The sequence below is a fragment of the Nonomuraea sediminis genome (assembly GCF_018531495.1).
Classification (GTDB): domain Bacteria; phylum Actinomycetota; class Actinomycetes; order Streptosporangiales; family Streptosporangiaceae; genus Nonomuraea; species Nonomuraea sediminis.
In genome coordinates this window covers 146538-169282 of sequence record NZ_JAHDTI010000018.1, presented here as the reverse complement: position 1 = coordinate 169282, position 22745 = coordinate 146538, and the positions used below count along the sequence as shown (strand labels likewise).

Sequence of the window (22745 nt, the reverse complement as noted above, 5' to 3'; positions counted from 1 at the left end):
GGGTGGACGTGGATCAGCAGATAACCGTCGTCGGTGAGGGAGCGGTCACGGCCGCGCCCGACGTCATGCGGCTCAACGCCGGGGTCGAGGTGCGCAAGGCCTCCGCGGGCGAGGCCTTCGCCGCGGTAAGGCAGGCCGCCGCCAGGCTGGCCGAGGCGCTGCGCGCCGCCGGGATCGCGGCCGGGGACGTGCGGACCACCGAGCTGTCGCTCGGGCCCGAGTACGAGGCCTACCCGAAGATCGCCGGATACCGGGCGGCGCAGGGCGTCGAGGCGGTCGTCCGCGACCTGTCCACGGCCGACCGGGTGATCGACACGGTCGCCGGGGTGGGCGAGGAGGCCCGGCTCAACGGCGTGACGTTCGAGGTCTCCGACCCCGGGCAGGCGCTGGTCCAGGCCCGCGCCCGCGCCTTCGCCGACGCCACGGCCAGGGCCGGGCAGTACGCCGAGCTCGCCGGGCGCCCACTCGGGCAGGTGGTGTCGGTCACCGAGGAGGTCCGCTCGGGCCCGCAGCCGCTCATGCTGGCCGCCGCCGAGGCCAAGGACTCCGTCAGCCCCGGCCGCGCGACCCTTTCGGTCGCCGTCCGCGTCGTCTACGCCTTCTGACTTGACCGTACGTACGGTTAAATCACGCTATGTCGAGAAGTGGCAGACGTGGCGAGATTCTCGAGACGTTCATCCGCCACGTCGCCGAGCGCGGCTACGAGCGGACCAACCTCGGCGACATCGCCGACGAACTCGGCCTGTCCAAGGGCACGATCGTGCACCACTTCGGCACCAAGGCCGGGATGCTGCGCGAGCTGGAGGAGGGCTTCGCACGCCGCCAGCTGGAGGCCGTCGCGCTGATGTGGCAGCGGCTGCCCGCGCCGCACGAACGCCTGGCCGCCGTGATCCACGCCTTCGTCATCGTGCACACGCTGGCCGGGCCCGCGACCGTCGCCTCGCAGCGGGAGGTCGGGCAGCTGGCGGCCGAACCCGAGCTGGGCGCGGCCAGGAGGCTGCGCCGCCAGGTCAGGGACCTGGTCGCTGCCGAGGTGCGCCGCGGGATCGAGCTGGGCGTCTTCCGCCAGGTCGACGCCGAGCTGGCCACGCTGCAGCTGTTCGGCTCGCTGCAGTGGATGTGGGTCTGGTACGACGCCGCGGGACCCAGGACCCCCGAGGAGGTGGGCGCCGGCTTCGTGGACGTGTTCCTGGGCGGCCTGCTGCTCGACCGGCTCTGCCTCAGACAGTGGGCCGATCCTGGGGCGAATCTCGTGCCCGTCGTCTGGGAGTGCCTGCGCGCCGTGTCGGCTTGACTGTACGCGCGGTCGGTTTCATAGTTGACCAGAATCCCATTCTATTTTCGGGACCTGCCCCCCAGGAGTCGTCGATGCAGATCGAGGCCGCCGTCCTGCGCTCGGCCGCGGAGCCGTACGCGATCGAGAAGCTGGAGCTGGCGGGACCCGGTCCCGGCCAGGTGCTGGTAAGGATCGCGGGGGTGGGCTTCTGCCACACCGACCTGCTCGGCAGGGCGGGGCTGGTGCCGACGCCGGTGATCCTCGGGCACGAGGGGTCCGGCGTCGTCGAGGCCGTCGGGCCCGGCGTCACGGGGATCGAGCAGGGGCAGCACGTGGTGCTCTCCTTCGACTCCTGCGGCGACTGCGTCAACTGCAGGGAGGCGAACCCCGCCTACTGCGACACGTTCTTCCCGCGCAACCTGTCGGCCACCGAGGGCCCGGTCGGCGGCGTGCTCAGCGGCTGGTTCCAGCAGTCCTCCTTCGCCTCGCACGCCATCGCCGGCGTGCGCAACGTGGTGCCGATCGACCAGGACGTGCCGCTCGAGATCATGGGGCCGCTGGGCTGCGGCATCCAGACCGGGGCCGCCTCGGTGCTGCTGGCGCTCAAGGTGGCCGCGGGGTCGAGCATCGCCGTCTTCGGCGCCGGAGCCGTCGGGCTCGCGGCCGTCATGGCGGCCAGGGTGGCGGGGGCGACCACGATCATCGCGGTCGACCTGCACGAGAGCCGGCTCGAACTGGCCAGGGAGCTCGGCGCCACCCACACCTGCACCGACGCCGCCGAGGTTTCCGGCGTCCAGTACGCCTTCGACACCACCGGAGTCCCCTCGGTCATCGCCGCCGCCGTCAACGCGCTGCGCCCCACGGGGGTGTGCGGGCTCGTCGGCATCGGCCAGGGCGACCTCGTGCTGAACGGCAACGCGCTGTCCGGCGGCAAGACCGTCATGGGGATCCTGGAGGGCGGCGCCGTACCCCAGACGTTCATCCCGCGCATGATCGAGCTGTGGAAGCAGGGCAGGTTTCCCTTCGACCGGCTCGTCACCACCTTCCCGCTCGCCGAGATCGACCGGGCCGAGGCCGCGTCGCTGAGCGGCGAGGTCGTCAAGCCCGTCCTGCTGCCATGAACAGGAGCCCATCGTGCAGTCCATGACGATCGGCGGCGCTCGCGTCGCGACCAAGGACACCTTCGGCGTGGTCAACCCCGCGACCGGCGAGGTCCACGCGCAGGCGCCCGAATGCACCCACGACCAGCTCGACCAGGCCATGTCCGCCGCCGCCGAGGCGTACAGGAGCTGGAGGACGGACGAGGCGGCCCGCCGCAAGGCGCTGCACGCGGCCGGCGACCTGCTCATGGCCAGGTCGGCCGAGCTGGCCCCGATCCTCACCGCCGAGCAGGGCAAACCCCTGCAGGACGCCACGTTCGAGGTGATCGGGGCGGCCATCTGGCTCAAGCACTTCGCCGACCTGGAGATGCCCAGGGAGGTCATCCAGGACGACGCCAGCGCCCTGGTCGAGGTCGTACGGCGGCCCATGGGTGTGGTCGCCGCGATCACCCCGTGGAACTACCCGCTCATCCTGGCCAGCTGGAAGATCGCGCCCGCGTTGCTCGCGGGCAACACGATGGTGCTCAAGCCCTCCCCGTTCACGCCGCTGTCGACGCTGGCGATGGGCGAGGTGCTGAGCGAGGTGCTGCCGCCCGGCGTGCTCAACGTGGTCAGCGGCGGTGACGCCCTGGGCGCCTGGATGACCGGGCACCCGGTGCCCCGCAAGATCAGCTTCACCGGCTCGGTCGCGACGGGCAAGAAGGTCGCCGCCGCCGCGGCACCCGACCTGAAGCGGCTCACGCTGGAGCTCGGCGGCAACGACCCGGCCATCCTGCTGGACGACGTGGACCCCGAGGCGGTGGCGGCCAAGCTGTTCGCCGGAGCCTTCCAGAACAACGGCCAGGTCTGCTCGGCCATCAAGCGCGTCTACGTGCCCGAGCGGCTGTATGACGACGTCGTCGAGGCGCTGGCCGTACAGGCTCGCGCGGCCAAGGTGGGCGACGGGATGACCGAGGGCGTGCAGTACGGGCCGATCAACAACAAGCCGCAGTACGAGCGGGTCAGCGAGCTGGTCGCCGACGCGCTGGCCAACGGCGCGCGGGCCGCGGCCGGCGGCAAGCCGATGGACGGGCCCGGCTTCTTCTTCGAGCCCACCATCCTGGCCGGGCTGTCGGACGGCGCGCGGATCGTGGACGAGGAGCAGTTCGGCCCCGCGCTGCCCGTGGTGTCCTACCGGGACCTGGACGACGCGCTCGAGCGGGCCAACGGCACCCACTTCGGCCTCTCCGGCTCGGTCTGGGGCACCGACGCCGACCGCGCCGCCGAGGTGGCCGGGCGGCTCGAATGCGGCACCGCCTGGGTCAACACGCATCTGGCGCTCTCGCCCGCCCAGCCGTTCGGCGGCTTCAAGTGGAGCGGCGTCGGCGTCGAGAACGGCACGTGGGGGCTGCTCGGCTTCACCGAGATCCAGGTGGTCCACCGTGCTCGATGATCCGGGGCTGACGCTGATCGACGCCACGGCATACGCGGACGAGGACCGGTTACACCAGGCCTGCACCCGGCTGCGCGCCACCTCGCCGGTGCACCGGGTGGACGGGCCCGGCTACCGGCCGTTCTGGGCGGTGACCAAGCACGCCGACGTCCTGGAGATCGAGCGGCAGCACGAGCTGTTCCTCAACGCCCCGCGCCCGCTGCTGACGCCGAAGGCGACCGAGGAACAGATGGCCGCCTCCGGGATGGCGCTGCGCACGCTGGTCCACATCGACGACCCCGACCACAAGGTCTTCCGCGCCATCGGGGCCGACTGGTTCAAGCCCGCCGCGATGCGCAGGATGCAGGCGCGCATCGACGAGCTGGCCAGGCGGTACGCCGACCTGCTGGTCGAATACGGCGGCGAGTGCGACTTCGCCAACGACATCGCCGCCCACTACCCGCTCTACGTCATCCTGTCGCTGCTCGGGCTGCCCGAGAGCGACTTCCCGCGGATGCTCCGGCTCACGCAGGAGCTGTTCGGCGGCGCCGACTCAGAACGGCGGCGCGGCACCACGGCCGAGGAGCAGCTGTCGGTGCTCATGGACTTCTTCGCCTACTTCCAGGAGCTGACCGCGTCCAGGCGCGCCCACCCCACCGACGACCTGGCCTCGGCCATCGCCAACGGCGGGCTGAACGACCTCGACACCGCCTCCTACTACGTGATCATCGCCACCGCCGGGCACGACACCACCAGCTCGACCATCGCCGGCGGGCTGCACGCCCTGATCGAGCATCCCGACCAGCTGGAACGGCTGCGCCGGCAGCCGGAGCTGATGCCCTACGCCGTGGACGAGATGATCCGCTGGGTGACGCCGGTCAAGGAGTTCATGCGTACGGCGACGCGGGACTACGAGCTGCGCGGGGTGCCGATCAAGGCGGGGGACTCCCTGCTGCTGTGCTACCCGTCGGCCAACAGGGACGAGGAGGTCTTCGACGACCCCTTCCGCTTCGACGTGGGACGCAACCCCAACCGGCATCTGGCCTTCGGCTTCGGCGCCCACTACTGCCTCGGGGCGGCGCTGGCGCGCATGGAGGCCAAGGCCATCTTCACCGAGCTCATCCCGCGCCTGGCCTCGATCGAGCTCGCCGGCAAGCCGGAGTGGGTCGCCACCACGTTCGTCGGCGGCCTCAAGCGCCTGCCCATCCGCTACACGCTCGCATGAGGTCCCTGCTCGTCGCCCTGGTCCTCGGCATGACGACCCTGGTCGTCGCCCTCGTCGTCGCGGCGGCTTCACTGTGGGGCGCCGCGAGCGACGACGAGGGCGGCCGGATCTGCCTCGACCGGGCCGAACGGGAGACCGCGCTGTACCTGGCGGCCATCGACCCGGTGCTGCCCGCCTCGGACCGCGCGTCGGTCGACACGTGGAACGGCTGTGACAGCGCCAACAACGGGGCTTCGCTCACTGTCTCCCTGCGGTCCTGGCTCGGTGCCGGCAAGGCCCGGGTCCGCTTCGACCAGGCCGGATGGTCGACTGCCCTGCTCAAACAGTGCCAGTGCGAGGGCATCCACGCCGCCAAGCGCGTGGGCAGTCGCGTCATCGGCGTGGAGTTCGTGGACGCCGCACGCGGCGGCGGGAACGAGATCGAGGTCCGAGCGGTCGACTCCTGCTGTGACGACAACGGCTACCGCTGCCAGTAACGCCTGCTCGCAGCGGCATTCCTACCTGGCGGTCCGCTCCAGGCGAGCGGCGAGTGCCTCGAGGCTGCCGGCGAGCAGGATATGCCGCGATCCGTGCAGCGGGTCGCGGCACTTCCGCCAGCAGAACTGCACCGCGTACCACCGGCCCAGGCTGCAGAAGATCTCCCAATGCCTGCCGTACACGCCCTGCAGACCGGCCAGCGTCACGCTCACGACGACAACTCCTACAGGGAACGTGCGCGACGCGGTGGATCCGTCATCTACTGCCTACGGCCGGCCCGTACGGACACCGCGACCCCCGGCGAACCAGATGATCAACTCTACCCATACGCACATGAGCGCCATGCCATGTCCGCAGCGGCGCATACCCTCCTATCGCCTCTGCGCCTTGGCCAGGGGCTCGCCTGACTAGGCTGGGCCTCCTGGTTGGCCACCGGGGAGGGGCTTGGAGATGACGGGTCCGCGGCCTGACGAGATCACGATCCCTCGGGACGAGTACGAGGCGCTCAAAGCCGAGGTGCGGCGCCTGCGGCGCGAGGTAGGTCGACAGCAGGCGATGCGGCAGATGATGGAGAACGCTCACAACCCTGGACAGATCCGCATCTATACGCGTGAGGAACTGGCGGCCGAGTGGGGTGTCAGTGGCTGAATCGCCTTTCCTGCACGGGCTTGGGAGCAGCTAGAGGGGCTCATCGAGGGGATTCGGCGTCCCGCTCAGCGATTTTCACCTCGCTGGACAATCCTATGGATGGTGTTGCCCTTGGGGACCCTCTTCCCGGAGTGGAACCTCGTCGAAGCCTGCCCTCTGAAGGCCTTTGGACACGCCCGGCTCGTGGCCTCGTTTCCGCCTCGGGGTGGGTGGTGGATGGTCGCCCGCCGAGGTGGGTTTCGGGTGGGGATTCGCGCCGGAGGCGCGTGTGGGGTGTGGGGGCGGAGCCCCCGCACTGATCGAACACAGTCCGAGCCGGAGGCGAGGTCGGCGCGGGTGCAGGGGTGCGCCCCTGCCAGGGGGTTGTGGGGGGCTGGGCCCCCCACGGAGAACAGCCCGCAGCTGATTCGCGCGAAGCGCTGCCACAGGCGAGGACCTTGCCCTTTAGGGGAGGGCGAGCATGCGGTCGAGGGCGACCTTGGCCCAGTGGGTGGTGTCGTCGTCGACCGTGATCTGGTTGACGACCTCGCCCAGGGCCAGGGACTCCAGGGACCACACCAGGTGGGGCAGGTCGATGCGGTTCATCGTCGAGCAGTAGCAGACGGTCTTGTCCAGGAACGAGACCTGCTTGTCGGGGAACATCTGGCCCAGGCGCTTGACCAGGTTGAGCTCGGTCCCGACCGCCCAGCTGCTGCCCGCGGGCGCCTCGGCGAGCTTCTTGATGATGTACTCCGTCGAGCCCACGTAGTCCGCCTTGAGCACCACCTCGTGCCGGCACTCCGGATGCACCAGGACGTTCACGCCGGGGATGCGCCGCCGCACGTCGTCGACCGAGTCGGCGGTGAAGCGGCCGTGCACCGAGCAGTGGCCCTGCCACAGGATCATCCTGGCGTCCCGCAGCGCCTCCGGCCTGGGCGGCCGGTGCGGGCTGTAGAGGACGCAGTCGTCCAGCGACATGCCCATCTCCAGCACCGCCGTGTTGCGGCCCAGGTGCTGGTCGGGCAGGAACAGCACCTTGGAGCCCTGCGCGAAGGCCCACTCGAGCGCCCGTCTGGCGTTGGAGGAGGTGCACACCGCGCCGCCGTGCCTGCCGCAGAACGCCTTGATGTCGGCGCTGGAGTTCATGTACGTGATGGGGATCACGTCGTCGGCGATCCCGGCGTCCTCGAGCGCCTCCCATGCCTCCTCGACCTGGTCGAAGGTGGCCATGTCGGCCATCGAACACCCCGCCGCCAGGTCGGGAAGGATCACCTTCTGGGCGTCGGAGGTGAGGATGTCGGCCGACTCCGCCATGAAGTGCACGCCGCAGAAGACGATGTACTCCGCCTCCGGTCTGGCGGCCGCCTGCTGGGCCAGCTTGAAGGAGTCGCCGGTGACGTCGGCGAACTGGATCACCTCATCGCGCTGGTAGTGGTGGCCGAGCACGAAAAGCCGGTCACCCAGCGCCGCCTTGGCGGCCCGGGCCCGCTCCACCAGCGCCGGGTCCGACGCGGCGGGCAGCTCGCCCGGGCAGTCGACCCCCTTCTCGCTGTGCGGGTCGGCGCCCTGGCCGAGCACGTAGAGCGGCAGAGCAGTCATCACACACCCCTTATCGTCTAAGTGACGATACCTATGATGGCACATGCGTTCCGTGCGCCGTTGCGGCGGGCCACCGTCACCGACTCGCCGTCAGCGCCGGGCAGAGGTCCTCAGCCGAGGTACGGCGGGCGGCCGGTGGGGCGGCCTGCCGTACGTCCGGGACGTTCAAGATCTTTCCATCGGGGGAATGTGTAGTAGTCAGGGAGTGTTGGTAGCGTCTAAGTAGGACTTCATTTACTGCCACACGCGGGAGTCAGCACATGACGGTTGAGAGCAGCGAGACCACGACGCAGGGCCTGATCCTGACCGACGCGGCCGCAGCCAAGGTCAAGAGCCTGCTCGAGCAGCAGGGCGAGGAAGGCCTGCAGCTGCGCGTGGCCGTGCAGCCCGGCGGCTGTTCGGGCCTGCGCTACCAGCTCTTCTTCGACGACCGTTCGATGGACGGCGACGTGGTCACCGACTTCAGCGGCGTCAGCGTCGTCACCGACCGGATGAGCGCTCCCTACCTGATGGGCGCCTCGATCGACTTCGTCGACACCATCGAGAAGCAGGGCTTCACGATCGACAACCCCAACGCCACCGGCTCCTGCGCCTGCGGCGACTCGTTCAACTAGCGGTTGTCGCCAGGGCGCCGTGCGGCGGCTTCGCCGGACGGCGCCCTGTCGCGTATTCTCGATGGGCTCATTTGGCTTGCTGACAACGAGGAAGAAGAATCCCGTGCGCATTGCCGTCACCGGCTCCATCGCGACAGACCACCTGATGACGTTCCCTGGCAGCTTCGGCGACCAGCTCATCGCCGAGCAGCTGGACCGGGTGTCACTCTCGTTCCTGGTCGACGACCTGCAGATCCGTCGCGGGGGATGTGCGGCGAACATCGCCTTCGGCATGGGGTGCCTCGGCCTCACCCCGATCCTCGTCGGCGCCGTCGGCACCGACTTCGCCGACTACCGCTCCTGGCTGGAGCGTCACGGCGTCGACTGTGCCTCGGTGCACATCTCGGAGAACCACCACACCGCTCGCTTCCTGTGCACCACGGACGAGCACCACAACCAGATCGCCTCCTTCTACACCGGCGCGATGGCCGAGGCTCGCATGATCGAGCTGCAGCCCATCGCCGACCGCGTCGGCGGCCTCGACCTGGTCCTGATCAGCCCGAACGACCCCGATGCGATGCTGCGCCACACCGACGAGTGCCGCCAGCGGGGCATCGCGTTCGCCGCCGACCCCTCGCAGCAGCTGGCCAGGATGGCCGACGAGCAGATCCGCCAGCTCGTGGACGGCGCCGCCTACCTGTTCTCCAACGACTACGAGAAGGGGCTCATCGAGCAGAAGACCGGCTGGTCCAACGAGGAGGTCCTCGACCGGGTCGGCGTCCGCGTCACCACGCTCGGCCCCAAGGGCGCCGTCATCGACCGCAAGGGCGAGCCGTCCATCCACGTCGCCCCCTCGCCCGAGCTGGGCAAGGCCGACCCCACCGGCGTCGGCGACGCCTTCCGCGCCGGGTTCCTGGCAGGGCTCGCCTGGGGGCTTCCGCTCGAGCGCTGCGGCCAGCTGGGCAACCTCACCGCCACCCACGTCCTCGAGCGGGTCGGCGGGCAGGAGTACGAGCTCGGGCAGAAGGCCTTCGTGGAGCGCTTCTCCGCCGCCTACGGCACAGAGGCCGCCGACGAGATCGCGCCCCTCGTTCACTGCCACCACCAGTAGAGACGCCTGTCCCCGCGCACGGGAGTGCGCGGGGACACAGCGGAGCCGTCAGGCGGCGTAGACGCGGTGGCAGAACTCGGCGAGCTGGGTGTCCGTGAGGTGCTTGGCCAGGTCGGCCTCGCTGATCATGCCGATAAGGCGGTGGTTGTCGATCACGGGCAGGCGGCGGATCCGGTGTTCCTCCATGCGGGCGAGCGCCTCCTCCACCGTGGCGTCCGCCGGGATCCAGACCAGCCCGGTCGCCAGTTCGGCCGCCGTGATGCGCGACGGGTCGTGGCCGGCGGCGACGCACTTGGTGACGATGTCGCGGTCGGTGATGATGCCGGTCAGGCGGTCGTCAGGGCCGCAGATCGGCAGTGCGCCCACGCCCATGTCACGCATCATCTGGGCGGCGCGGTCGAGTGTTTCGTGGGCCTGGATGCACTCCGCGCCTTCGCTCATCAGGTCGCGGGCCTTTTCATGCGGGTGTCCTGCTGTCATCTCGTTCCCCCCCGAATTCGGATGACATTCCGGGGGGTTTTGTACCCACTTCGCCCTGTTCGTCAACGCGCCTAGTAGGCGCGGCGGACGTGGATGGACCAGCCGCCGCCCGGCAGCTCGAAGGAGCCGACGTGCTTGTGGGACTTCAGGCGGCACCAGGCGGGGACGTCGTTGTAGGCCGCGGGGTCGTCCGCCAGGACGGCGACCACGGCGTTGAGCGGCACGAAGTTGATCTGCTCCGCGAGCATGATGATGGGAATCGGGCACTTCTTGCCGAGCGCGTCGATCGTCAGTGCCGGCTGCGTCAGCTCGGTCATGAAACTCCTGCGTCCTGGCGGATCCGGTGCACGAGCTCGGGGAGGACGGCGAGGAAGCGGTCGACGTCGGCCGCGGAGGCGCCCCTGGGCAGCGACACCCGGACGTTGCCGTGCGTCAGCACACCCATCGCCTCGAGAACATGCGATGGACGAAGCGTACTAGCCGTGCAGGAACTCCCGGACGAGACGGCGAACCCCGCCTTGTCGAGCTCGGTGAGCAAGGCCTCGCCGTCCACGTAAAGACACGAAAACGTCACAATGTGCGGCGCGCGCGAAACCGGATCCCCGATCACCTCGACGTCGGTCACGAGCTTCGGCACCTGCTCCCGGATCCTGTCGACGAGCGCCGACAGGCGGGAGCGTTCCCGTGCGGCCTCGGACACCATCGCGCGCAGCGCCGCCGCCGCGGCCACGATCGCGGGCACGTTCTCGAACCCGGGCACCCGCCGCCGCTCCCGCTCGTCCTCGGGCAGGAACGAGCGGAACCGCGTCCCCTTGCGCACCGCCAGCACGCCCACCCCGGCGGGCCCGCCCCACTTGTGCGCGCTGGCCGTCAGCACCGACCAGCCGGCCGGAACCGGCAGCCGCCCCGCCGTCTGCGCGGCGTCGACCAGTAGCGGGACGCCGTGCTCCTGGCAGGCCTCGGCCACCTCGGCGACCGGCTGCAGCGTGCCGACCTCGTGGTTGGCCGTCTGCAGGCAGGCCAGCGCCGTGCCCTCCTTGGCCACGGCCTCGGTGAAGGCCGGCAGGTCGACGCGGCCCGTCAGGCCGACGCCGACAGTCTCGACCGTGCCGCCGTCGCGCTCGTGCACCCCGGCCGCGTGCAGCACGCTGGAGTGCTCGACGGCGCTGGTCACCAGGTGCCGCCCGACCCTGCGCCGCCCGTGCAGCGTCCCCAGAACGCCCAGGTGTACGGCCTGCGTCCCGGAAGCGGTGAACGACACCTCGTCAGGCCGAGCCCCCAGCGCCTCCGCCACCTCGGTCCTGGCCTGCTCCAGGAGCAACTGGGCTCGCCTGGCCTGGCCGTACAGCTTGGCGGGGTCGGCCCAGCCCACGTCGAGGGCCGCCAGGAACGCCTCACGGGCCTGCGGATGCAGCGGCTCGCTCGAGGCCGCGTCGAAGTACGCCACGGCTCCTATCGTCCCACTTGTGGCACGCCATCGTTGGGGGGCGGGAACTAGGGCGGGCCCCCTTCACGCTAATGTGTCTGCTTGTCAGTCTGTGCATGATTCAGAACAGCAATACGAGCGCCCAGGAGAGACACCTGGGCTTCATCTGTGGGGTAGGCGATCCGTGAGTCCGACTCGCCGTTCAACGCGGCGTTCGTTGGCCCGGCGCAGGGTGCCACGCGCCGCCGTTTTGGCGTTGCTGCTGGCCTCCGCAACGGCGTGTGCTAACGACGTTCCGAAGCCCAATTGGGGCAGCGGCCTTCTTCCTGATCACGTCACCGAGCAGGGTGACAGGATTGTCAACCTGTGGAACGGCGCCTGGATCGCCGCGCTGGCCATGGGCGCCGTCGTCATCGTCCTGATCATCTGGGCGGTGATCTTCCACAGGAAGCGCAGGGCCAAGGCCGAGTTGCCGCCGCAGGTGCGCTACAACCTGCCGATCGAGATCTTCTACACCGTGGTCCCGCTGGTCATGGTGTCGGTGTTCTTCTTCTTCACCGCGCGTGACGGCAACTACCTGCAGGAGATCTCCGGCAAGCCGGACGTCAAGGTCAAGGTCGAGGCGTTCCAGTGGAGCTGGCGCTTCACCTCCACGGTGAACGGCAAGACGCTGCCGCAGGTCGTCGGCCAGCCGGTCAGCGACTACCACTTCGGCCCCCAGTTGGTCCTGCCGGTCGGCAAGAAGGTGGAGTTCGAGCTGGAGTCGCCTGACGTCATCCACTCGTTCTGGGTCCCGGCGTTCCTGTTCAAGCGGGACGTCATCCCCGGTCTCGCCCCGAACAACAAGGGTCGCTTCTTCGAGATCACCACCCTGAACAAGCCGGGCGTCTACGCCGGTCGCTGCGCCGAGCTCTGCGGCGTCGACCACAGCCGCATGCTCTTCTCGGTGAAGCTCGTTCCGCAGGCTGAGTATGACCAGTACGTCGCGTCTCAGTCCGGGAGTGCCCAGTGACCGCGATCCAAGAACCACTCGCGACGCCGACCAGGCCCTTCACCAAGGGCCAGGTCATCGCCAAGTGGCTGTCCTCCACCGATCACAAGATCATCGGGCACCTCTACCTGATCACGTCGTTCGCGTTCTTCCTGATCGGCGGCGTGATGGCGCTGATCATGCGTGCCGAGCTCGCCCAGCCCGGGCTGCAGTTCACCACGAACGAGCAGTTCAACCAGCTGTTCACCATGCACGGCACGATCATGCTGCTGATGTTCGCGACGCCGCTGTTCGCCGGCTTCGCCAACGAGCTGATGCCGCTGCAGATCGGCGCGCCCGACGTGGCCTTCCCCCGCCTGAACATGGTCAGCTACTGGCTCTACCTGTTCGGCAGCATCATCGCTGTCTCGGGCTTCTTCACCCCGAACGGCGCGGCCGCGTTCGGCTGGTTCGCCTACACGCCGCTGTCGAGCGCGATCAGCTCGCCCGGCCTCGGCGGTGACCTGTGGATCATGGGTCTGGCCCTGTCGGGTCTGGGCACGATCCTCGGCTCGGTGAACTTCATCACCACGATCATCACGATGCGCGCGCCCGGCATGACGATGTTCCGGATGCCGATCTTCACCTGGAACATCCTGCTGACCAGCATGCTCGTGCTGATGGCCTTCCCCGTGCTGGCCGCCGCGCTGCTGGCCCTGGAGGCCGACCGCAAGCTCGGCACCCACATCTTCGACCCGGCCAACGGCGGTGCGCTGCTCTGGCAGCACCTGTTCTGGTTCTTCGGCCACCCCGAGGTGTACATCATCGCGCTGCCGTTCTTCGGCATCGTGACCGAGGTCCTGCCGGTCTTCAGCCGCAAGCCGGTCTTCGGTTACATGACCCTCGTGGGCGCCACGATCTCGATCGCGGGCCTGTCGATCACGGTGTGGGCGCACCACATGTTCGCCACCGGCCAGGTGCTGCTGCCGTTCTTCTCGTTCATGACGTTCCTCATCGCGGTTCCGACGGGCGTGAAGTTCTTCAACTGGGTCGGCACGATGTGGCGCGGCCACCTCAGCTTCGAGTCGCCGATGCTGTTCTCGATCGGCTTCCTGATCACCTTCCTGCTCGGCGGCCTGACCGGCGTCATCCTGGCCTCGCCGCCGCTGGACTTCCAGATCAGTGACAGCTACTTCGTGGTGGCGCACTTCCACTACGTGGTGTTCGGCACCGTGGTGTTCGCCATGTTCGCCGGGTTCTACTTCTGGTGGCCCAAGTTCACCGGCAAGATGCTCGACGACAAGCTGGGCAAGCTGCAGTTCTGGCTGCTGTTCGTCGGCTTCCACACCACGTTCCTGGTCCAGCACTGGCTCGGCGTCCTCGGCTTCCCGCGCCGCTACGCCGACTACAGCGCGGCCGACGGCTTCACCGACCTGAACGTGATCTCGTCGATCGGCGCGTTCGTGCTCGGCCTGTCGGTGCTGCCGTTCTTCTACAATGTCTGGAAGACCTGGCGCAGCGCGCCCAAGGTCACGGTCGACGACCCGTGGGGCTACGGAAACTCGCTGGAGTGGGCGACCTCCTGCCCGCCGCCGCGGCACAACTTCACCTCGATGCCGCCCATCCGCTCCGAGCGCCCGGCCTTCGACCAGCGCTACCCGTACGTGTCCGCCAAGGTGCCGCAGGAGGTTGAGGCCTGATGAAGGTACAGGGTTGGCTGTTCCTGCTGTGCGGCCTGTTCTTCGCCGGGGTCGACGTCGCCTACTGGTTCTGGACCAAGGCGGAGAGCCCCACCGGGCAGGGTGAGCCGGTCGGCACCACCGCCATGGCCATCTCGGTCGGTTTCGCGTTCATGATCGGCTACTACCTGATGTTCACGGCCCGCCGTATCGGCGACCAGCCGGAGGACAACAAGCAGGGCGACATCGCCGACGGCGCGGGCGAGATCGGCTTCTTCAGCCCGAGCAGCTGGTGGCCGCTGTTCCTGTGCCTGGCGGCGGCCTTCGCCTTCGCCGGGTTCGCCATCGGGTTCTGGATGTTCCTGCTCGGCGTGTTCATGGTCCTCATGGGCATGATCGGGTTCGTCTTCCAGTACTACCGGGGCAACTTCTCCCACTGAGCGAGACCACGAAAGCGGGTGTCCTCTCACGGACACCCGCTTTTTGGTGTTCTTTGCCATTCGCCGGATGTGGCGATTCGATCACGCAGGGTAATAAACGGACGTGAACGGATCTATGTCGGGCGGGGGAGTGCTCGTGGAGCGCGTAGCGTATGGATCGGCCGGCCTGCTTGCGCTGGCGCTGCTGACGGCGTGCTCGGCGAGCATCGCGGCCGGCGCACCCGGGGGCGACGCCACGGTCACCGTGGTGCCCGCGGACAAGGCGGGCAACGTTCCGACCGACGAGCCCGTGGTGGTCGCCGCGGACACGGGGACCCTGAAGAGCGTGCACGTGCGCGGCAAGACGGGCGAGCTGCCGGGCAAACTCAGCGCGGACGGCACCCGCTGGCGCAGCACCCAGAACGCGCGCCCCGGCACCACCTACACCGTCACGGCCGTGGCCGCGGACGCCCAGGGCAAGCAGAAGGAGACGACCACCAAGTTCTCCACGGTCCGCGCCACGCAGACGTTCGACATCGAGACGATCACCCCGAACAAGTACGACACCGGCCTGACCGTCGGCGTCGGCATGCCCATCATGCTCACGTTCGACAAGCCAGTGACCGATCGCGTCTCGATCGAGCGGAACCTGTCCGTGACCAGCAGCAAGCCGGTCGAGGGCGCCTGGCACTGGTTCGACGACCGGCACGTCGACTTCCGCCCGCAGAAGTACTGGCCCGCCCACACCAAGGTCCGCATGGAGGCGCGCCTGTCGGGCGTGCGCGGGGGAGAGGGCCTGTACGGCAAGCGCGACCACGTGCTCGCCTTCCGCATCGGCCGCGAGCAGATCACCAAGGGCAGCACGAGCACGCACTACCTGACCGTCAGGCGCGACGGCAAGACGATCCGCGTGATCCCGATGAGCGCCGGCCAGGGCGGCGACTGGAAGTACTACACGACCTCCGGCATCCACCTGGCGATGTCGCGCGAGCCGGTCACCGTCATGACCTCGCCGGGCATCGGCCCTGGTGAGGCGGGCTACTACCAGAAGACCGTCTACAACACGGTCCGGATCTCCAACTCCGGCGAGTACATCCACAGCGCCCCGTGGTCGGTCGGTTCCCAGGGCAACTCGAACGTCAGCCACGGCTGCGTCAACGTCAGCCCGGAGAACGCCCTCTGGTTCATCCACAACACGCTGATCGGCGACCCGATCATCATCACCGGCACCCCGCGCAAGCTCGAGCCGACCAACGGCTGGGGCCACTGGCAGGAGAACTGGAAGCAGTGGCTCCACTGGAGCTCACTCAAGGCCGGCCTGACCACGAAGTTCTGACGTACGGCGAGCCGCCCCACCAGCAGCCCGCCGCACTCCGGTCCTACGGCTGCTCTGGAGGGGCCGTGTAGGCGGCTGTGCAGCGCTCAGCGGCCGCGCGGGCGTCCGCCTCGGGGGTTCCGAAGGCGATGCTCGCCTCGGCCCACAGCTCGCTGCTCCGGGCCATGAAGCGCCTGCCCTCCTCGGACATCATCATGGCCATGGCCTCCTCGGGGTCGAGCGGCCCCGCCCCGGACAGGTGCATGGCCAGCCCCAGGAACGCCATGTCCCAGCCGATGCCCACCGCTCCCGGCCCGTACTCCAGCCACTGGGCGTCCTCGATCTCCGGCGCCAGGTGCTCCAGCTCGAACCGCGTCCTGCCGTCGCCCTCGGGCGTCAGCCGTACCTCGATCCAGCTGATGCCCCCGCCGAACTCCCAGGTGGCGGAGAAGGTCCTGGGCGGTTCGCACCTCTCGATGGTGCCTCCGGCGTTGCCCTCGAGCTGGTAGTGCCCGCCCAGGCGTAGATCGCCCTTGATGGGCAGGAACCACCGGGGTATCCGCTCGGCGTTCGTGCAGGCGTCCCAGACCTCCTCCACCTCCGCGTTGTAGGTCTGGCTGACGGTGACGGTCCTGGCCTCTCCGGCCTCGATCACCTTCGCGCCGACGGACCGGCGCACCGCGTTGAGCTGCTGAAGCATGTCGAACATGGGCTCAACGTATCATCCGTGCCTTATTTAAGTCCACGCCTATATAAGAAGGCGAGAAGGGATGCCAGGAGAGAACGTGGAAAGGGCGCCGGGGGAGACCGTGGTGCCTGGATACCGAAGCGCCGTGACGGCGGGCGAGTGTCATCGACTCGCCGCGAGCGCCGGTCGCGGGTCCTCAGCCGAAGAGCGGCGGGCGGCCGGTGCCGGCGGCCCGCCGTGCAACAGTCAGATAACTATCCGCAGTCGGATGACTATCGGCGGAGGGAGCGGCTCGTCTCGATCCAGCGGTCGAGGGTCGCGGCCGCGCGGCCGGAGTCGACCGCCTGGACCGCGCGCGCGTAGCCGTCGATCATGGCGGAGTCGAGGTCGTCGCCGGGCCCGTCGAGGGCGACCAGCGCGGCAGCCGCGTTGAGCAGGACGGCGTCGCGGACCGGCCCCGTCTTGCCGCGGAGCAGGTCGTGCACCGCCTGCGCGTTGAACTCGACGTCACCGCCGCGCAGCGCGCCCGCGTCTGCGCGCGGGATGCCGAGCACCGCGGGGTCGAAGACGGTCTGGGTGGCCTGCCCGTCCTTGACCACCCACACGGTCGAGGTGGTGGCGATGGTGAGCTCGTCGAGCCCGTCGTCGCCGCGGAAGACCAGCGCCGAGACGCCGCGCTCGGCGAAAACGCCCGCGAGCACCGGCAGCATCCTGGCGTCGAAGACACCGATGGCCTGGGCGGCGGGGCGGGCCGGATTGGTGAGCGGGCCGAGGAAGTTGAAGATCGTCGGCACGCCCAGCTCCTTGCGGGGCGGACCGGCGAAGCGCAGCGCCGGGTGGTAGACCGGCGCGAAGCAGAAGGCGATGCCCGCCTCGCGCGCCACCTGGGCCGTCTGCTCGGGCGTCAGGTCGAGCAGGATCCCCAGGTGCTCGAGCACGTCGGCGGCGCCGCAGGAGGAGGAGGCCGCCCTGTTGCCGTGCTTGACCACGCGGGCGCCCGCGCCCGCGGCCACGATGGCGGCCATGGTCGAGACGTTCACGGTGTGCGCGCGGTCGCCGCCGGTGCCCACGATGTCGACCACCGGACCCTCGACCGTGAGCGGGGTGGCCAGTTCGAGCATCGTGCGGGCCAGGCCGACGACCTCGGCCACGGTCTCGCCCTTGGCGCGCAGCGCGATCGCGAAGCCCGCGATCTGGGCAGGGGTCGCGGACCCCGACATGATCTCCCGCATCGCCCAGGCCGTCTCGTCGGCGGTCAGATGCTCGCCCGCGAGGAGCGCCGACAGCAGTGCAGGCCAGGTCGTCCGGGAGTCCATCTCGGTACCTACTTCGCGTTGAGTCGGGTCGAGGAGCGGCGGCGCATCAGCTCGGCGACCGTGTCGGCGACGGTCATCGGCTCGAGGGGCTGCGGGATCACGGCGTCGGCCTTGGACCAGTCGGCCAGCCAGCGGTCGTCGCGCCTGGCGATGATCAGCGCCACCGGCGGGCAGTTGTAGACCTCGTCCTTGGCCTGCCGGCACACGCCCATGCCGCCCGCCGGCTGGGTCTCGCCGTCGAGCACCGCCACGTCGATGTCGCCGGAGCCGAGCCACTGGTGGACCTTGGGCTCGGTGGCGCACTCGATGATCTCCACGAACGGGACGTCCGCGGCCGGCCTGCGGCCGAGTGCCTGCCGTACCTTGTCGCGGGTGCCTGCGTCGTCGCTGTAGACGAGCACCTTCATCGTGTCCTCGGTGCTGCCAGTCGTGCTCACGGTCGCACTCACTATCGGTCGTAGCGGTATGGTCACCCTGGATCGTACCGGTGCTTCGGCGCGCAATCCCAGGCTGCCGCCCCTGGTGGGTTGTTTGGGCTAATTATCCCAGGTTGGGTGGGCGTTTGTTCCTGCTAACGGGGGGTCGTGCGCCGGACCGACCACTGGAGCCGCAATAATGTGGGCCGTGGCGACAGCATCCGCAATAACTTCGACGACGACACCACCCTCGTCCCGCAGACCCAACCTGGTCAGCGTCGGGACGATCGTGTGGCTGTCCTCTGAGCTCATGTTCTTCGCGGCGCTGTTCGCGATGTACTTCACCATCCGGTCAGTGAGCGAGGGGAAGGGCCTCGACTGGGGTCCCGCCCTGCTGCCCCTCGGCGCGCACGCCGAAGAAGGCGCTCACCTGAATGTCGCGTTCGCGACGGTCAACACGATCATCCTGGTGCTGTCGAGTGTGACGTGCCAGATGGGCGTGTGGGCGGCGGAAAAGGGTCAGGTCGGCAAGCTCCGCTTCTGGTACCTCGTCAGCTTCGTCATGGGCGCGATCTTCGTCGCCGGTCAGCTGTACGAGTACGGCGAGCTCGCCAAGGAAGGCGCGACCCTCTCCGCGAACGCCTACACCTCGGTGTTCTATCTCACGACGGGCTTCCACGGCCTGCACGTGACCGGTGGCCTGATCGCGTTCCTGTTCATGCTGGGACGCACGTACGCCGCGAAGCGCTTTACGCATGAGCAGGCCACCAGCGCGATCGTCGTGTCCTACTACTGGCACTTCGTGGACGTGGTCTGGATCGGCCTATTCGCGACCATCTACATCATTCGTTAAGGAACGGGATCTCTGTGATTAGGATCACCGCTTGGCGGCGGCATCCCCTCGCGAGATACGCCGTCCTGCTTTTCGCGTTGGCGCTGGCCGGCCTGGCCTACACCGCCTTCGGGCAGGCGAGCAGGCCCGCCGACGCGGCACTCGCGGCCGGCAAGCTGGACGACGTTGCGGAGGGTAAGAGCCTGTTCCAGGCACACTGCTCCAGTTGCCACGGACTGAACGCGCAGGGCACCGCGACGGGGCCGACGCTCGTCGGCGTCGGCGCGGCGGCGGTCGACTTCCAGGTGAGCACGGGCCGCATGCCGGCCGCTGACCCGGGCTCCCAGGCACCGCGCAAGCCCGTCGCCCACTGGGCGACCCCCGAGGCCATCCGCCAGCTGGGCGCCTACGTGCAGTCGCTGGGCGGCGGTCCTCAGGTGCCGGGCAAGGAGCAGGTCGACCCCGCGCTCGGCGACGCGGGCAAGGGCGGCGAGCTGTTCCGCGCGAACTGCATCCAGTGCCACAACTGGGTCGGTGCGGGCGGTGCGCTGACCAAGGGCAAGTACGCGCCCAACCTCAACGAGGCCTCTCCCCAGCAGATCTACGAGGCGATGATCACCGGCCCGCAGGCGATGCCGGTCTTCAACGACACGACGATCACGCCGGAAGAGAAGCGCAGCATGATCGCCTACATCACCCAGGTCCGTGAGCAGAAGGACCCGGGAGGCTTCGGACTCGGCCGTATTGGCCCTGTGACCGAAGGTCTCGTAGCTTGGGTGGTAGGCCTCAGCGCCCTTGCCCTTGCCACCATCTGGATCACCGCGAAGAAGCGACAGAAGTCATGACTGACAACGAGCACGAGATCGAGCAGCCGGACGAGCGCGTGCCCAAGCGCGTGATCGGCACCCCCGCGCCGGGCACCTCGATGCTCGGCACGTCCAAGCCGGTGGAAGCGGACCCCAACGTGCCCGGGATCCTCATCCAGGATGAGAAGAAGGTCCGCAAGGCCGAGAGGATCGTGGCGCTCTGCTTCACGATCACCTTCATCTCCGCCATCGCCTTCATCATCCTGTACGTGCAGCTGCAGGTCGGCACGCCCGAGGCGACCGGACTTTCCACGCTTGCGCTCGGCAGCACGCTGACGCTGGCCCTGATGGGGCTGGCCGTCGGCGTGGTGGTCTGGGTCCGCCAGATCATGCCGAAGTACAAGCTCATCCAGGAACGCCACGCGATGGGCTCCGACGACGCCACCAAGGAAGTCGTCGCCGAGACGTTCCTGCAGGGCGCCAACGAGAGCGGCTTCGTCAAGCGCAAGATGCTGCGCCGCACCCTGCTGCTTGCCGCGGCCCCGCTCGGCCTCATCCCGCTGGTCCTGCTGCGCGACCTGGACAACAGCAAGATGCCGGCCTCGCAGTTCAACAAGCTGCTGCGTCACACCGTCTGGGGCCTGCCGACCAAGGACGGCAAGCCGCGCAGGCTCGTCGTCGAGGGCACCGGCCAGCCGATCCGCGCGGCGGACTTCAACTCGCCGGGCGGCATCCTGTCGGTGATCCCCGAGGGTTTCGAGACCGACATGACCGCCCTCGCCAAGGCCACGCTCATCCTGATCAAGTTCCGCCCGGAGGAGATCAAGTCGGGCGTGAACCAGAACTGGATCCACGACGGGATCGTGGCCTACTCCAAGATCTGCACGCACGTGGGCTGCCCCGCGGCCCTGTACGAGCAGACCACCCACCACATCCTGTGCCCCTGTCACCAATCGACGTTCGACGCCGCCGACGGCGCGAAGGTCATCTTCGGCCCGGCCGCCCGTCCGCTGCCGCAGCTGCCGATCACCGTCGACGGTGAGGGCTTCCTGGTGGCCAAGGGCGACTTCGCCGTCCCCGTCGGTCCCAGCTACTGGGAGCGCGGCGACGCCGAGGCCGCGGCCCGTGAGGGAGGCAGTGCATGAGCGAGATGACAGCGGTCCCCAAGGCGATCGTGGGCCCGTCGACGTTCCTCGACGACCGGCTCGGGGCGGGCAACTTCCTCAAGCGAAACCTGCGCAAGATCTTCCCCGATCACTGGACGTTCCTGCTGGGCGAGATCGCGCTGTACTCGTTCATCCTGCTGCTGCTGACCGGTACGTTCCTGACGTTCTGGTTCAAGCCCAGCATGCAGGAGGTCATTTACAACGGCGTGTACGCCCCGCTCAAGGGCGTGGCGATGTCGGAGGCCTACGCCTCGTCGCTGGACATCAGTTTCGAGGTCAGGGGTGGTCTGCTCGTGCGGCAGATGCACCACTGGTCGGCCCTGATGTTCGTGGCCAGCATGACGATCCACATGCTCCGGGTGTTCTTCATGGGCGCCTATCGCAGGCCCCGTGAGATCACCTGGCTCATCGGCGTCATCCTGCTGACGCTGGCGCTGGCCGAGGGCCTGACCGGCTACTCGCTGCCCGACGACCTGCTGTCCGGCGCCGGTCTGCGCATCACCGAGGGTGTGGCGATCTCGCTGCCGCTGGTCGGCACCTACATCACGTTCTTCCTGTTCGGCGGTGAATATCCGGGTGAGGATGTCATCTCCCGGTTCTACTCGCTGCACATCCTGCTCATCCCCGGCATCCTGCTGGCGCTCATCGGCGCCCACGTGACCCTCACCTGGGTGCAGAAGCACACGCAGATGCCCGGCAAGGAAGCCAACAACCACAACGTGGTCGGCGCGCCGTTCTACCCGGCCTTCATGGCCAAGGCCGGAGCGCTCACGCTGTTCACGTTCGCGGTGATCGCGGGTCTGGCGACCTTCGCCCAGATCAACCCGATCTGGCTGTTCGGTCCCTACACCCCGGCGGACGTCTCGGCGGGTTCGCAGCCCGACTTCTACATGGGCTTCCTCGAGGGCGCGCTGCGCATCATGCCGTCGTGGGAGATCAACCTCTTCGGCACGGCTCACGCGGGCACGCTGCCGTTGAACGTGATCATCCCGGCGCTGGTGCCGATGGGCATCATCATGACGGGCCTGGCGCTCTATCCGTTCCTGGAACGCTGGGTGACGGGTGACAAGGGCGAGCACCACATCGTCGACCGCCCGCGCAACAACCCGCACCGCACCTCGATCGGCATGACGGCCATCGCGTTCTACGGCGTGCTGTGGGTCATGGGCGCCAACGACGAGTTCTCGGCGAACTTCCACATCAGCCTGAACGCGACCACCTACGCGGGCCGCGTGGCGATCTTCGTGGTGCCGGTGCTGACGTACATCGTCACCTACCGCATCTGCCTCGGTCTGCAGCGTTCCGACGCGGCGGTCATCGGGCACGGTGTGGAGTCCGGTGTCATCAAGCGCCTGCCGCACGGTGAGTTCATCGAGGTCCACACGTCGCCGGACGCCCACGACGAGGCGGTGCTGCGGAGCAAGTCGGCGGTGCCCGCGGTCGACGTGGACGAGGACACCGCGGGCATCCCGCCCAAGGGCATGCGCGGGCCGCTCGGCAAGCTGCGTGGCCGCATGTCCAAGGCCTACGGTGGCGAGAAGATCCCCCTCGACGAGGGTCACCCTCACGAGGAGGAGCACCCCGCCCTCACCGCCGGCGAGGACAAGCACTAACCATCCAACGCAAAGGCCCGGCCGCCCCGCGGTCCGGGCCTTTCGCGTCCCCGCACCCCTTTCTCCGCTACGACAACCCCCTTGCCCTCACCCGGCAGCCCCCTCTCTCCTACGGCCTCGCTCTCCTACGGCAAGCCGCCCTACCGGCCGCCCACCGCACTTCGGCTGAGGACCCGCGCCCGGCGCTTCCGGCGAGTCGG

25 protein-coding genes are annotated in these 22745 nt (G+C 68.8%); 17 read left to right on the top strand and 8 right to left on the bottom strand.

Annotation, left to right across the window (positions count from 1 at the left end):
• Positions 1–8: 8 nt before the first annotated feature.
• From KIK09_RS50085 to KIK09_RS50060, 6 genes are all read left to right on the top strand, one after another.
• Positions 9–605, top strand: coding sequence for an SIMPL domain-containing protein (locus KIK09_RS50085; protein WP_308164774.1), 597 nt, complete (start codon positions 9–11; stop codon positions 603–605).
• A gap of 29 nt (positions 606–634) precedes the next feature.
• Positions 635–1294 (top strand): TetR/AcrR family transcriptional regulator, encoded by a 660-nt coding sequence (locus KIK09_RS50080; RefSeq protein WP_214326660.1) that lies wholly within the window; start codon positions 635–637, stop codon positions 1292–1294.
• A 74-nt stretch (positions 1295–1368) separates the two neighbouring features.
• The gene (locus KIK09_RS50075) at positions 1369–2397 is read left to right on the top strand and encodes an NAD(P)-dependent alcohol dehydrogenase (protein WP_214326659.1); all 1029 of its coding nucleotides are present in this window, start codon (positions 1369–1371) and stop codon (positions 2395–2397) included.
• Between the two features lie 22 nt (positions 2398–2419).
• Positions 2420–3808, top strand: coding sequence for an aldehyde dehydrogenase family protein (locus KIK09_RS50070; protein ID WP_214326658.1), 1389 nt, complete (start codon positions 2420–2422; stop codon positions 3806–3808).
• A complete protein-coding gene (locus tag KIK09_RS50065) occupies positions 3798–5012 on the top strand; it encodes a cytochrome P450 (protein WP_214326657.1) in 1215 nt (404 codons plus the stop codon). The genes KIK09_RS50070 and KIK09_RS50065 overlap by 11 nt, the downstream gene beginning before the upstream one ends.
• The gene (locus tag KIK09_RS50060) at positions 5009–5488 is read left to right on the top strand and encodes a hypothetical protein (RefSeq protein WP_214326656.1); all 480 of its coding nucleotides are present in this window, start codon (positions 5009–5011) and stop codon (positions 5486–5488) included. Before KIK09_RS50065 ends, KIK09_RS50060 begins: the two co-directional genes overlap by 4 nt.
• Positions 5489–5509: 21 nt before the next feature.
• Here the strand turns inward: KIK09_RS50060 and KIK09_RS50055 are convergent, their stop codons facing one another.
• Positions 5510–5701 carry a hypothetical protein gene (locus KIK09_RS50055; protein WP_214326655.1) on the bottom strand — a complete coding sequence of 64 codons (192 nt, stop codon included), beginning with the start codon at positions 5699–5701 and terminating at the stop codon, positions 5510–5512.
• Positions 5702–5939: 238 nt separating this feature from the next.
• Between KIK09_RS50055 and KIK09_RS50050 the strand changes: the two genes are divergently transcribed.
• The gene (locus tag KIK09_RS50050) at positions 5940–6137 is read left to right on the top strand and encodes a hypothetical protein (protein WP_214326654.1); all 198 of its coding nucleotides are present in this window, start codon (positions 5940–5942) and stop codon (positions 6135–6137) included.
• Positions 6138–6581: 444 nt separating this feature from the next.
• Here KIK09_RS50050 and nadA read toward each other — a convergent pair whose 3' ends face one another.
• Positions 6582–7715, bottom strand: coding sequence for a quinolinate synthase NadA (nadA, locus tag KIK09_RS50045; protein ID WP_214326653.1), 1134 nt, complete (start codon positions 7713–7715; stop codon positions 6582–6584).
• A 260-nt stretch (positions 7716–7975) separates the two neighbouring features.
• Here nadA and erpA point away from each other — a divergent pair, with 260 nt between their 5' ends.
• Together erpA and KIK09_RS50035 are read left to right on the top strand one after the other, a co-directional pair.
• Positions 7976–8329: an iron-sulfur cluster insertion protein ErpA gene (erpA, locus tag KIK09_RS50040; RefSeq protein ID WP_214326652.1), complete on the top strand. Its 354-nt coding sequence runs from the start codon at positions 7976–7978 to the stop codon at positions 8327–8329.
• 103 nt (positions 8330–8432) lie between these two features.
• Entirely contained in the window at positions 8433–9419 is a 987-nt protein-coding gene (locus KIK09_RS50035; protein WP_214326651.1) for a carbohydrate kinase family protein, read from the top strand.
• 48 nt (positions 9420–9467) lie between these two features.
• Here KIK09_RS50035 and KIK09_RS50030 read toward each other — a convergent pair whose 3' ends face one another.
• The 3 genes from KIK09_RS50030 to KIK09_RS50020 form a co-directional block, all read right to left on the bottom strand.
• The gene (locus tag KIK09_RS50030) at positions 9468–9899 is read right to left on the bottom strand and encodes a CBS domain-containing protein (RefSeq protein ID WP_214326650.1); all 432 of its coding nucleotides are present in this window, start codon (positions 9897–9899) and stop codon (positions 9468–9470) included.
• Between the two features lie 71 nt (positions 9900–9970).
• Positions 9971–10216, bottom strand: a complete 246-nt coding sequence (locus tag KIK09_RS50025; protein WP_214326649.1) for a sulfurtransferase TusA family protein — start codon at positions 10214–10216, stop codon at positions 9971–9973.
• The gene (locus tag KIK09_RS50020) at positions 10213–11346 is read right to left on the bottom strand and encodes a cysteine desulfurase family protein (protein ID WP_214326648.1); all 1134 of its coding nucleotides are present in this window, start codon (positions 11344–11346) and stop codon (positions 10213–10215) included. The genes KIK09_RS50025 and KIK09_RS50020 overlap by 4 nt, the downstream gene beginning before the upstream one ends.
• Before the next feature lie 163 nt (positions 11347–11509).
• On the opposite strand from KIK09_RS50020, the gene ctaC reads away from it, so the two are divergent.
• From ctaC to KIK09_RS50000, 4 genes are all read left to right on the top strand, one after another.
• A complete protein-coding gene (gene ctaC / locus KIK09_RS50015) occupies positions 11510–12337 on the top strand; it encodes an aa3-type cytochrome oxidase subunit II (protein WP_214326647.1) in 828 nt (275 codons plus the stop codon).
• A complete protein-coding gene (gene ctaD, locus KIK09_RS50010) occupies positions 12334–13995 on the top strand; it encodes an aa3-type cytochrome oxidase subunit I (RefSeq protein WP_214326646.1) in 1662 nt (553 codons plus the stop codon). Before ctaC ends, ctaD begins: the two co-directional genes overlap by 4 nt.
• Complete coding sequence (locus KIK09_RS50005; protein ID WP_214326645.1) at positions 13995–14414, top strand: cytochrome c oxidase subunit 4; 420 nt, start codon at positions 13995–13997, stop codon at positions 14412–14414. Before ctaD ends, KIK09_RS50005 begins: the two co-directional genes overlap by 1 nt.
• A gap of 136 nt (positions 14415–14550) precedes the next feature.
• The gene (locus KIK09_RS50000) at positions 14551–15729 is read left to right on the top strand and encodes a L,D-transpeptidase (RefSeq protein ID WP_308164773.1); all 1179 of its coding nucleotides are present in this window, start codon (positions 14551–14553) and stop codon (positions 15727–15729) included.
• A 43-nt stretch (positions 15730–15772) separates the two neighbouring features.
• Here the strand turns inward: KIK09_RS50000 and KIK09_RS49995 are convergent, their stop codons facing one another.
• The 3 genes from KIK09_RS49995 to KIK09_RS49985 all read right to left on the bottom strand — a co-directional run bounded on the left by KIK09_RS49995 (position 15773) and on the right by KIK09_RS49985 (position 18119).
• Positions 15773–16417 (bottom strand): SRPBCC family protein, encoded by a 645-nt coding sequence (locus KIK09_RS49995; RefSeq protein WP_214326644.1) that lies wholly within the window; start codon positions 16415–16417, stop codon positions 15773–15775.
• 251 nt (positions 16418–16668) lie between these two features.
• Complete coding sequence (trpD, locus tag KIK09_RS49990) at positions 16669–17712, bottom strand: anthranilate phosphoribosyltransferase (protein WP_214326643.1); 1044 nt, start codon at positions 17710–17712, stop codon at positions 16669–16671.
• An 8-nt stretch (positions 17713–17720) separates the two neighbouring features.
• On the bottom strand, positions 17721–18119 hold the full coding sequence (locus KIK09_RS49985) for a response regulator (RefSeq protein ID WP_214326692.1): 399 nt from the start codon (positions 18117–18119) through the stop codon (positions 17721–17723).
• Between the two features lie 208 nt (positions 18120–18327).
• Between KIK09_RS49985 and ctaE the strand changes: the two genes are divergently transcribed.
• From ctaE to qcrB, 4 genes are read left to right on the top strand one after another with little or no spacing between them, the layout of a single operon-like run.
• Positions 18328–18981: an aa3-type cytochrome oxidase subunit III gene (ctaE, locus tag KIK09_RS49980; RefSeq protein WP_214326642.1), complete on the top strand. Its 654-nt coding sequence runs from the start codon at positions 18328–18330 to the stop codon at positions 18979–18981.
• 14 nt (positions 18982–18995) lie between these two features.
• Complete coding sequence (gene qcrC, locus KIK09_RS49975) at positions 18996–19805, top strand: cytochrome bc1 complex diheme cytochrome c subunit (protein ID WP_214326641.1); 810 nt, start codon at positions 18996–18998, stop codon at positions 19803–19805.
• The gene (gene qcrA / locus KIK09_RS49970; RefSeq protein ID WP_214326640.1) at positions 19802–20911 is read left to right on the top strand and encodes a cytochrome bc1 complex Rieske iron-sulfur subunit; all 1110 of its coding nucleotides are present in this window, start codon (positions 19802–19804) and stop codon (positions 20909–20911) included. Before qcrC ends, qcrA begins: the two co-directional genes overlap by 4 nt.
• Complete coding sequence (qcrB, locus tag KIK09_RS49965) at positions 20908–22545, top strand: cytochrome bc1 complex cytochrome b subunit (protein ID WP_214326639.1); 1638 nt, start codon at positions 20908–20910, stop codon at positions 22543–22545. The genes qcrA and qcrB overlap by 4 nt, the downstream gene beginning before the upstream one ends.
• Positions 22546–22745 lie beyond the last annotated feature (200 nt).

Coding starts and splice junctions, on each gene's coding strand:
- KIK09_RS50005 (WP_214326645.1), top strand. CDS start 13,995: ATGAAGGTACAGGGTTGGCTGTTCCTGCTGTGCGGCCTGTTCTTCGCC.
- KIK09_RS49995 (WP_214326644.1), bottom strand. CDS start 16,417: ATGTTCGACATGCTTCAGCAGCTCAACGCGGTGCGCCGGTCCGTCGGC.
- KIK09_RS49985 (WP_214326692.1), bottom strand. CDS start 18,119: ATGAAGGTGCTCGTCTACAGCGACGACGCAGGCACCCGCGACAAGGTA.
- qcrB (WP_214326639.1), top strand. CDS start 20,908: ATGAGCGAGATGACAGCGGTCCCCAAGGCGATCGTGGGCCCGTCGACG.
- qcrA (WP_214326640.1), top strand. CDS start 19,802: ATGACTGACAACGAGCACGAGATCGAGCAGCCGGACGAGCGCGTGCCC.
- KIK09_RS50050 (WP_214326654.1), top strand. CDS start 5,940: ATGACGGGTCCGCGGCCTGACGAGATCACGATCCCTCGGGACGAGTAC.
- erpA (WP_214326652.1), top strand. CDS start 7,976: ATGACGGTTGAGAGCAGCGAGACCACGACGCAGGGCCTGATCCTGACC.
- trpD (WP_214326643.1), bottom strand. CDS start 17,712: ATGGACTCCCGGACGACCTGGCCTGCACTGCTGTCGGCGCTCCTCGCG.
- KIK09_RS50070 (WP_214326658.1), top strand. CDS start 2,420: ATGACGATCGGCGGCGCTCGCGTCGCGACCAAGGACACCTTCGGCGTG.
- KIK09_RS50080 (WP_214326660.1), top strand. CDS start 635: ATGTCGAGAAGTGGCAGACGTGGCGAGATTCTCGAGACGTTCATCCGC.
- KIK09_RS50030 (WP_214326650.1), bottom strand. CDS start 9,899: ATGACAGCAGGACACCCGCATGAAAAGGCCCGCGACCTGATGAGCGAA.
- KIK09_RS50060 (WP_214326656.1), top strand. CDS start 5,009: ATGAGGTCCCTGCTCGTCGCCCTGGTCCTCGGCATGACGACCCTGGTC.
- KIK09_RS50075 (WP_214326659.1), top strand. CDS start 1,369: ATGCAGATCGAGGCCGCCGTCCTGCGCTCGGCCGCGGAGCCGTACGCG.
- KIK09_RS50025 (WP_214326649.1), bottom strand. CDS start 10,216: ATGACCGAGCTGACGCAGCCGGCACTGACGATCGACGCGCTCGGCAAG.
- nadA (WP_214326653.1), bottom strand. CDS start 7,715: ATGACTGCTCTGCCGCTCTACGTGCTCGGCCAGGGCGCCGACCCGCAC.
- ctaE (WP_214326642.1), top strand. CDS start 18,328: ATGTGGGCCGTGGCGACAGCATCCGCAATAACTTCGACGACGACACCA.